We start from the raw sequence: 9,335 nt of genomic DNA, 5'->3' as shown, positions 1-9,335 counted from the left end.
TGCCGCCAACCGGGAGGGTGCGGACGGTGCGTTCCACGACCCCGCGTCGGATGACGTTGGCGGACTGACAGGACGAACAGCGGTCATGGGCGGGATCCTGCCGGAGATGAAGGGTCAGGCCGCCCTCGGCGGAGGAGGTCCGAACGACTTGATAGTCCCGAACACCGAAAACACGATACAGTAGCGTGGAGGACATGCCGGCTTCCTGAAGATGGTGTGGTTACCTTTCATGAAACGGCATGCTCCTCTTTTTTGGCAACCCCTGAGTACGAACTTCTCGGATGAGCCTAAATTCCCTTGTTGTTCCGGTGCCGCTTTTTGGTGTCGGTGACCTTACCGTCATGGTGGGTCGTGATCGCGTGGTTCGTTGACCGCTTGTAGGGTTGGGCTGTATTTAGCTTCAGCTTGACCTGCTCGACGAGGTAGATCGCGGCCTTCTCAAGATTGTCGCCGAGGACTTTTCGTTGTTCCTCAAGGAAGGCGTCGCCGTGCCATTGGATCGCCATTAGAGCAACTCCCGGCAATCGACAACCGTCACCCTGCCAAGCTCGATAAGGTCTCGCTTGCCCTCGACGAAGAAAGTCCGCGTCCCGTAGACGATCTGGTCGCCGGTAAGAACGTCCAAGGAGGTGTTGAAGTAAAGGCTGTGCGTCACATCGACGTGCCGCTGCGCGTATCTGACCAGCCATGAGGTGCTCACCGGCTGGATCGACACGGGCTGGTCTTTGTGGATGGTTACGAGCGTGTCCGTCTGACCTCCAGAAGCCCCTTTTACGGGGGTTGGGCGTTTGACATCCACGCAATGGGTCATGAGATTTTCAAGCGACATATGGGGTAGTTAGACCCCCTGTTTCTGATACTTTTTGGAGGGGGGTTCGGGCCGATTTCAAAACCACCGAAATTATCGTAAATTTACGGGTGAAACGATCATTTCTGGCTCATCGGATGACACAAATGAGAGAAGAGCCAAGAAGAGAGGGAGAATGATTTCCTCCTCTTTAAGCCCCAACTCTCCACCTTGGAACCCTGTGATTCTTAAATTGGGCCAAAGCAGCCGCCGAGGCCGCTGACAGGTTTTTGAAACTCATTTCCGTCTGGCGGGTGTACGAATAACCGCCGAGATTCTCGCTGACCAAGTTGGGGTTCTGGCCGCGACCTTGGTACACCATGACGGCCAGTTCCGCACATGCTTGCTGGACAGGCTCTGGGATCTCCGGGAAGCCAGCCGAGTACACCACCCGAACGCTCTGATACCCGCTGAACGGTGTCGGCAAAACAAGCTCGCCTATTGCCGGATTTTGCTCAAAACTCGGCAGATGGTAGGTATGGAGCTTCAAGTAACACGACCCGGTCCATCGCACATCGAAGGCCCCTTGAGGAGCCCGCAAAAAGCTGCTGGGATAGGCCCCGAAAATGTCGCCCAGCGGAGCCGCTGTCCAGCCGCTCACCGCCGAGATCGCCGTCGCCAAGCTGGCCAAGGTCGGATAGGAGGCCAAGGGCAATGTCGCCGCACCTGCGACCCCATTGGTTTCCCAAGCCAGATAGAGGCTGGTGGCGTCGAGCCGGACGGTCGCAATGCTCTGGGAGGAGTCGGTGTTCTGAACCATCAAGACGTTTTGCAGGAACAAGGCGACCCGTGAGACCGAGACGACCGGGAAGTTGTTGAGAAGGATGTTCATCTCACGGCTTCCATTCCCGTCGTAAACTTCATCGTAACTGGCGACGGCAAACTTGCGGTTGCAGAACTTCTCGATGAGATCCGAGCAAGCATTGATGATCGACGACAGGGTTGCCGAGTCGGCGTCGCTGAAGTTGGGAAGCAATTCGACAGCGCGTTGGAGTGGGATCAGGGCCATGAAAGTATTTACTTTTCGTGACTCTAATTAAACCATGCTCACCCTTGTCACCACCACACGCGACCGTCCGGAATGTTTCTCCCTGCTTGAACGATGGATTGTCCGGCAAACCGTTCAGCCCGACCAGTGGATTGTCGTCAATGATGGAACCGTGCCGTACCAATACTCGCTCGGCCAGACAGTTCTCCAACGTCATCCGGGAGGAGATTCGCTGCCAAGTATCTGCGAAAATTGGCTCTCGGGACTGCCCCTCATCCACGGCGACAAGGTACTGGTGGCCGAGGACGATGACTGGTATCACGGCGATTTCATCCAGACCATGTCCGAGATGCTTGATGTGGTCGATTTGGTCGGCGTCAGGGGAAATCTTTACTACAAATTGCCGCCGCTCAAGTTCTTTCAGATGCACAATACCTCCCACGCGAGCCTCGCTTCGACAGGATTTCGGTCGTCGATGTTGCCCCAGATCGAGCGATGCTGCCGAGTTTTCAAGTCGGTGTACATCGACAGCTATTTGTGGGCAGAAGCAACTTCCGAAGGGTCGGGAGTGAAATGTGCTTTGCTTCCCAATCGGGCCGAGGACCAACGTGCCTTGCAAGTGGGTTTCAAACAAATGCCGGGGGCCAAGGGGTTGGGGCTTGGCCATACTGACGACGGGTCAACTGATCCCGGCATGGCAGTTTTGAGAGGATGGATCGGGGCTGCGGACACAGTCACATACTCGAACTTCCGAAAAATCTATTGCAACTCGGGCAGCGACACAACTTCGGCTCGGCAGCCGCTTCCTTTGCCGGCTCAGGTGTGATGTCTTGGCCGTTGAGGGAAATCTTTAGGTTGATGGGGGTCGCGGGGACATCCTTCACGGTGGCCTCGTCAATTTGCACGTCGAAACCGGCCAAGACATGAGCGAGGACAAGTGAAGCTGCGGCCTCGGTAAAATTGCCGGTGACCGTCATGTACTCTCGAAACAAGTCTCGGATCTGGTCGTTCATTTTTCTCCTGCTCAGGTGAGTTTGTACACGCTGCCGAGCACCTTCAGATCATCAATTTCGTGGGGCGACGGGCCATAAACGAGCGCCACTGTCCCAAGCGGGCTATTTGTGAACGAGGGCAAGCCGGGAGGCGGCAAATACTTCCAGCGAGTCGGCGGGAGCAGCAACACATCAGGCGGGTTTTGACTGAAATACTTGGAGACCAGAACCGTAAAGGGTAGCAGAATGACAGCTAGCTTCGCTGTTCTGGCCTTGGGCACAATTTTCGCGGCCATCCCAAACGGCGGGTTGCAAAAGACCCTTTCTTCGCTCCAATCTTGCGTCAGCGCATCGTCCTCCTCGGTCCAATACCGAGGCAGCAAGTGATTGTCCCGGTCGGCGCAAGCGTCGATTGTGAAGCCGAAAATGCCTTCGAGCTTGTTGAAGACCGCCGGAGAGGTTCGCCAACATCCTCTGATCTCTTTGTGCTGGTCGTTGATCGAAATCGAGTGAAATGCCATGCGGTATGTACCGGGCATGACATCGATTTGTGGTCAGGCAGCGAGTCGGTGAACGAGTGCCTCAAACACCTCTTGATTGAAAAACTGCCAGCCACCGGGACCATGCGGCTGCACATTGGGGGCTGACGGAAACACTTCCAAGATCCTTGGGACTTTAAGCCCCTCAGCAATGGCAAAGCCGGAAGACTGGTTGCCAATGAACATGCGACAACCAGCAATCTTCCGGGCAAAATCGAGGAATGTCCTCGTTTTGATGTGCGGGATGTTCAACCGATGCTTTTTTCTGAAGGCTGCAAATTCGGCATCAAGCCCCACAAAAGCCAAGTTTTTGAGTCGCTCCAGCCACTTGAACTCGATCTTGGGATTCAGATACCTTTCCGTCCTGTTCAGCAAAATCATCCCCTCGGCCTTGGGGTCTGGCTCCACGTCAAGCCACTTCTCCCATAGCTTTGGCAGGCATGGCCAAACGTGGCTGTAGTATTGGCCGATGTCCCCTCGATCATGGGAAAATCCCGATGACCTGAACAAGTCGAGGTCGAGGTCAATCGACTCCCCGTCCCAGATTTTCACGTCTTCAAAGACTGCTTGGAGTCGCAGGAGCGGGATGAGGCTTTCGCAAAATGCCCGCGACATTTTGTACTGGCCGCATGGGTGATTCATGCCGGGATGATAGCGGGCGGGTTGGTCGGCCTTCAGAAGCAGGGTGCAGGTCTTCAGATCCCGCAACTCCAGCAGCGAGACAATTGAGGGGAGGGACCAGATCAGATCACCGGCATTGCCACCATGAGCGACAGAAAAGGTTGGTTGGGTCATGAGGTAGGTAAGCGGCGAGACGAAAAAACCCGCCCCATGCGGAGAACATAGGGTGGGCTCAGGTAACAGCAGGGTCTGACTGTGTCACCATAGATAGTTGCCATCCAGCAACTTTCAGATCACGTCCCGCGAGATTGCAACACGATGAACGGGCTGTAGTTGTATTTCGTCGCTCCGTCAGCCGGAGTCAGAGCCGCCGTCCAAGGCGAAACGATGTCGAACCGGCGCACAAATCTGTAAGCCGTTTGCAGCGTCGTGAACTGGATTTCCGTGCTGATCGCCGCTTCAAGTCCGGGGTGCTGGGCCGTGACCAGTTGCGACAGGTCAGCGAGGATGATGTCGCCCGGCAGGCCAAGCTGCGGGCAGTTCATGCACTCGATGACTGGTTTCCCGAAAATCCGCATCGGAAACTCGTCGGCAATGTTGAAGGACACACCACCGAAAGCCGGATAAGAGGTCGCCGTTCCGGTAGCCGTCACAAAAACTTGTCGCAGGAACACCGAGTAGGCTTCGGGGTTCATGATCCAGACAGCATTGGCTCGCGAGCCGGGATACAGAGCCCTGTACATATTCGCAAGGTCGTCGAAGCCAAACATCGCGGCAACGTCGTTGCTCGACTTGGTCACGGTCACCAAAGCCGCTTGGTTCAGAATCCCCGTCGGCTGGCCAGAACCGCTGCCGTTGATCACGGCGTCGTTGTGCTGCCAAGCAAACTCCAAAGCCACTTTGTCCCGAATGAAGGTCTCAAAGTTCTCAATGTTCGAGTCTTGGAGCAGTTGGTTGGTCACATAGACCAAGCTGCACAACGTCTTGAGAGAGGCGGTGACCTGCATCAGAGCCGGATAAGACGAGGTGATCGTCGAACCTTCGCCGACGTAGTAGGACTGGACTCCACCATGCCGGGAACCGTTGGCGAGGCTCGTTTCGTTGATTGCCGGGATGTTCAGGGTGTTCGAGTTGATGTTGACTTGTTCGGTTTTTCCAAGCAAATCAGGGTAGTTTCGCACCTTGTCCCAGATCCGGTTGTACCACTCCGGCTTGACCGCATAACCGCCCTGCGTGCCGCCGCCACCCGACTCATTTGCTCCGAGTGGAGCCTTAAGTCGCAACTCTTCCTCGTATGCGTGGAGCATCCGTGAGGCACGCTGATCGCCACGATGAGCCTTGTACTGCGCTTGCAGCATGTGCCCGAACGACTTGAAAATCGGCTCTTTGATCGTGGCCGGAACCGACCCGAAACTCGGTCGCTGAGCAGTCGGTGAAGTGAACTTGGCCGCGACCTTTTCAGTCGCCTTGGCAACCGATTTTTCAAGGCGACTGGTCAGCCGCTTGACTGCATTTTGGGCCGCGTCCTCCATCGGACTTTCGCCGCCTTCAGCCTCTTCTTCGCCGCCGCCAACATCCTCGGCACTGGCTTCCTCGATCAAGCCCGCGTCGAGCAGGGCAGCCGCTTCATCAGGGTCGAGGTGGACAATCTGGCCCTCGGTGAGATCACCGAACGGTTTGGTCAACTTGTAAACAGAGAGTGACAATGATCCTCTTGAGTGGAAAAACCAACATCTGGTCGCTGGTACTTCCTCCCGATTCCACCAGTGCGACCTCGAAGGCCGCTCACCGACTGCGTCGTGAAAGCTCGTCCAACTTGCGGGTATGTACTGTTCAAAAACGAAAAAACCCCGCCTGACAACGAGTCAGACGGGGCGCGTCGAAAGAGAAAATGGACACTGATATAGAGTGGATTCGATCACACTTTTCCGCGCGATTTGATCCGGGTCATGATCTGTTGGGCGATCACGTTCTCGTCGAAGTTGATCTCATCAAGGGCTTTGATGAAAGCGTCGGTGTCGAATGAGGTCCGCTTTGGGGCAGCTTTGGGAAGTTGTTTCACCTCGGGCCATTTGAGGCCCAGCTTCTCCGCGATACCCGGATCGAGACTAAAGCCTTTGCTGACCGCCGTGACCAAAGCATCCTGATTGCAGGGGACCGGAGCCACCGAATACTCGAACAAAACACATTGCTCGATCACACAGTTGCAGTCTTTCCATGTGGGTTGAAGACTGATCTCTTCCTTGGTCGGTCCTCTCATCTTGGTCGGGAGGAAGCCAATGCTCTTGCCGCGCAAGATACCCTCTTGAGTCATCGAGAAGATCGCGTCAGGCAACCAAGGGCCTTCCCAGTCAGAAGGTCGTTGCGCATATTGCGTTTTGGCGAGTAGCCCTTTTTGAACTTGCTTGATCCATTTGCACTTTCCAACCGGAAGCTCGTCGTACTTGTGGGCCAGAGTCACGACCGGGTTTTCGCGGAAAAAGTCCAATTGAATGCCTTTGGCGATGACGACCTCGTTTTGGCGGTCGAGACTTTCCACCGAGACGAGGCTAATGTCCGCTCGCTCGCCGGGGATCAATTGGACATCTTCGGCGATGGTCGCCGCCTTGCGATAAACACAGTCCTTGGACAGCCCCTTCATGATCCCGTCGAGTGCGCGAGCCGCTTTATCACTCATCGGAAACCCGAGCGGGCCTTCAGTGGTCGTCATTCTGTGTGTCTCCTGACTTTTGGTCGTCGCCAACCGTATTTAGCTCCTGTAAAAGCCTTTCGATGGACGTGTCGCCGGTGTCGGCATCTTCCATCTCGACCACAGTTTCGCCCGTTTCATCAGTCAAGATCGCCGTGATTCGCTGGCCGCAGACCACCACCGAGCCGCAAGTCTTGATGGTTTGGCGAAGGTGATCAAGGATTTCCGGCAGTTTCTCCTCAATCCGTTTTCTTCGCAGGCAGGTTGCCTCAATCATTGACACCCTCCGTCACAAGACTCATCGCACATCGGCACAGCGGATGCCTCGGAGGTGAATTGATCTCCCCGTAAGCACCGAGGCCGTCCACCACGAAGGGCTCGTCAAGGCCAACTGTTTTCCCCGCAAGTGGCTTGCAAGTGGGGCAAGCGTCGCTCGACAATATCCACCGCTTGGCTTTGGCAACTCCAGACTCTTTGGCCGTGATCATCATGGCGTCATGTTGCGCACGAGAGGCTTCGGTGTGGCCGATCATGTACGCGCGTTCGTTGTCGAGGCCGTTGAAAACCTGTTGAACCCTGTCTTTCATGGCATTTTTCACGTCTCCAACCTCAAGTCCCTCGGCAATCTGCTGCCGAAGGTCTTCAAGGGCTTTGGTCAAATCTTGAGAAGTGGATTCGTTCGTCGTTCGGCAAAAAAGCAACGTCGCCTTGCTCAGAGCCTCCTTGAGATTTGGTTGGACCACCTTGAGCAAGCCAGCGTCCCCACCAAGCCTTGCGACCGTTTCACCAGCCGAGTGGTCGTAAAACATCTCGACCACCGGAAGCATCCTTTGAAACATTTCGTCGGTCCATTTGTCGATGTCGAAGAACCCGCCGTCAGGGAAAGCCTTTGTTTCGATGTCGTCAGTGAAACTCTTCTGGCCCAGAACCGTCGCTCGCTGATGTGCGAAAAACTCATTGATCGCCTGCACCAGCGGGTCAGGGGCTTTGTCTCTCATTGGGGGCAAAATGGCTTTTGCCGCTGGTTTCTCAGGGACTTGAGTCTCTTGAGTTGCTGCCGCCGGAGCCAGAACTTGCGGCTTGATCTCGGGGAACAATGCCTCGGCCTCGGCCTCCGTGAAGCCGAAAATAATTCTCGCGTTGGCCACGGCAGCCTCACGGGGAAGCTGCCCGGAGTAGTAAGCCGCTTGCATCGCCATAACCTGCTGGCTTCCCCCGACAGTTGCTCTGAGGGAGTCGGCAGCCGGTTGGGCTTGGCCGTCTGGAGCGGCTGGAGTGGCCGGGGCAGCGACTGCCGGGGCCTGTTGATGGTCGTCGGCGAGCATTGGGGACGGCGAATATGCTGGTGCGCTTGGTAGCATCCCCGAGGGGATCAAAGGCTCGTCGCCCCAATCGAATGCTTCAAATCCGTACAACCGCCTCGCTTCTGATCTCGTGATCACCCCGTTTTTCAAAAGCATATCGCGCTCTTGAAGGTCAAATGATTTGTCCTCGGGGACCACCTCGTCAAAATGAATGAACAACCGTTTGTCGTAAAGTGGAACGAGCTTCTCGTTCAACTTGTCCACGATTAACTCGATCCGAGGCCGGATACAGTTTGCATAAAGAGAGTACAAAGCGGCTTCGGCGGTGCTTCGATTGGCTTCGCCGATCTCGAACAACTCGGGCGGGATGTGCAAGCCGTTGAGAATCGAGATCTTCAGGTTCTTGTACAACTCCAGTTCGGCCAAATCCTTGGGCTGCCACTGCAAAATCTCAAAGTCCACCGGGTCTGTGGCGATGAACGCACCGCCGTTGCCGCTACCTCGGAACCGATGGCCGAAGTCCTTGGCCATCCGCTCCGCCTCGTCCTGACCAAATCCGTGCTCGCTCTTGGGCGAGACCATCACGTCAGGCCGAGCGTTGTTGCTGAGGGTGTTATCGAGGTAGCTGATTTCCTTCCAGCCGACCTGAATCCGTTGCCACATGGCCCTCACGGGGCTGTGACCTTCGCCGTAAACGTCGAGTGGGTTGTCCTCCCTGAAGTGAATGATGTCTTCAATGAGGTAGTCGTACTCCTTTTCTCCCTCGTAATACTTCACCCCTCGGACAATCTGATTTTCGTCCCGTACCAACTCAACGCATTGTGACGGGAGCGGATACAGACTCTGTGGCAAGCCAAAGTCGTCTCGAATGATCAGCCAGTAGGCGTTGCCTGTCAGGTCGAGGAACAATTGCGTGATGCCGATCAACTCGCCCCGGTTATGCTGGGGGTTGGCTTTGTCGAGCAGGTCGAGAAGCGGATGCTCGACCACTTCGCCGAGTTGTGTGCTGAAGCTGATACTTTTGTTGGCTTTGATGCTTTTGAGGTTCTTCCAAGTGACAGAGGTGGTCTTGCACTTGGGCCGCGCCTCGCCGGTTTCCGTGGTGGCGTACAACCGCAGCTTGACCCTTGAGATCTTTCTCTGGATTAACTTGATCGCCGCGTAGACGATATCTGAATAGGCCGCGACGAGATCAGCCTTTCCCGGCTCCGGTTGGCCACCAAAGGCGTCGTAACTTCCCTGCGGTTTGCCGCCAAGTGACCGCCAGTTTGGCCCAAAGAGCTTCTGTTTGACTTGGTCAGGCTTGGTCGATTTGTTGGGGATTTCAGGCGTATCAGACATGCCCTATGTAGAGC

General features: G+C 55.7%; 10 protein-coding genes and 1 pseudogene. 1 reads left to right on the top strand and 10 read right to left on the bottom strand.

The genetic code is table 11. The features are described from left to right. The 4 genes and pseudogenes from BGIM_RS67005 to BGIM_RS0108220 all read right to left on the bottom strand — a co-directional run. Nucleotides 1-196, bottom strand: a pseudogene (locus BGIM_RS67005) (ISL3 family transposase); the annotation flags it as partial. 91 nt (nt 197-287) lie between these two features. Next, nucleotides 288-506: a hypothetical protein gene (locus BGIM_RS0108230; protein ID WP_020469312.1), complete on the bottom strand. Its 219-nt coding sequence runs from the start codon at nt 504-506 to the stop codon at nt 288-290. Further along, entirely contained in the window at nt 506-811 is a 306-nt protein-coding gene (locus BGIM_RS0108225; RefSeq protein WP_157368671.1) for a head-tail adaptor protein, read from the bottom strand. Before BGIM_RS0108225 ends, BGIM_RS0108230 begins: the two co-directional genes overlap by 1 nt. A gap of 187 nt (nt 812-998) precedes the next feature. Then, nucleotides 999-1,856 carry a head-tail connector protein gene (locus BGIM_RS0108220; protein WP_020469310.1) on the bottom strand — a complete coding sequence of 286 codons (858 nt, stop codon included), beginning with the start codon at nt 1,854-1,856 and terminating at the stop codon, nt 999-1,001. 34 nt (nt 1,857-1,890) lie between these two features. Here BGIM_RS0108220 and BGIM_RS0108215 point away from each other — a divergent pair, with 34 nt between their 5' ends. Continuing rightward, nucleotides 1,891-2,661, top strand: coding sequence for a glycosyltransferase family A protein (locus BGIM_RS0108215; protein WP_020469309.1), 771 nt, complete (start codon nt 1,891-1,893; stop codon nt 2,659-2,661). Nucleotides 2,662-2,859: 198 nt separating this feature from the next. Here BGIM_RS0108215 and BGIM_RS57140 read toward each other — a convergent pair whose 3' ends face one another. From BGIM_RS57140 to BGIM_RS0108185, 6 genes are all read right to left on the bottom strand, one after another. Further along, nucleotides 2,860-3,348, bottom strand: coding sequence for a DNA N-6-adenine-methyltransferase (locus BGIM_RS57140; protein ID WP_020469308.1), 489 nt, complete (start codon nt 3,346-3,348; stop codon nt 2,860-2,862). A gap of 33 nt (nt 3,349-3,381) precedes the next feature. Next, nucleotides 3,382-4,161, bottom strand: a complete 780-nt coding sequence (locus tag BGIM_RS0108205) for a hypothetical protein (protein WP_020469307.1) — start codon at nt 4,159-4,161, stop codon at nt 3,382-3,384. Between the two features lie 119 nt (nt 4,162-4,280). Further along, the gene (locus BGIM_RS0108200; protein ID WP_020469306.1) at nt 4,281-5,693 is read right to left on the bottom strand and encodes a phage major capsid protein; all 1,413 of its coding nucleotides are present in this window, start codon (nt 5,691-5,693) and stop codon (nt 4,281-4,283) included. Nucleotides 5,694-5,905: 212 nt separating this feature from the next. Beyond that, nucleotides 5,906-6,697, bottom strand: a complete 792-nt coding sequence (locus BGIM_RS0108195; protein WP_020469305.1) for a hypothetical protein — start codon at nt 6,695-6,697, stop codon at nt 5,906-5,908. Continuing rightward, nucleotides 6,684-6,953 (bottom strand): hypothetical protein, encoded by a 270-nt coding sequence (locus BGIM_RS0108190; RefSeq protein ID WP_020469304.1) that lies wholly within the window; start codon nt 6,951-6,953, stop codon nt 6,684-6,686. The genes BGIM_RS0108195 and BGIM_RS0108190 overlap by 14 nt, the downstream gene beginning before the upstream one ends. Beyond that, complete coding sequence (locus BGIM_RS0108185; RefSeq protein WP_020469303.1) at nt 6,946-9,321, bottom strand: phage portal protein; 2,376 nt, start codon at nt 9,319-9,321, stop codon at nt 6,946-6,948. Before BGIM_RS0108185 ends, BGIM_RS0108190 begins: the two co-directional genes overlap by 8 nt. Nucleotides 9,322-9,335: the final 14 nt, after the last annotated feature.

Source organism: Zavarzinella formosa DSM 19928, from assembly GCF_000255705.1.
GTDB classification, from domain to species: domain Bacteria; phylum Planctomycetota; class Planctomycetia; order Gemmatales; family Gemmataceae; genus Zavarzinella; species Zavarzinella formosa.
Note: the sequence above shows the minus strand (reverse complement) of the source record. Positions and strands in the feature narration are given on the sequence as shown.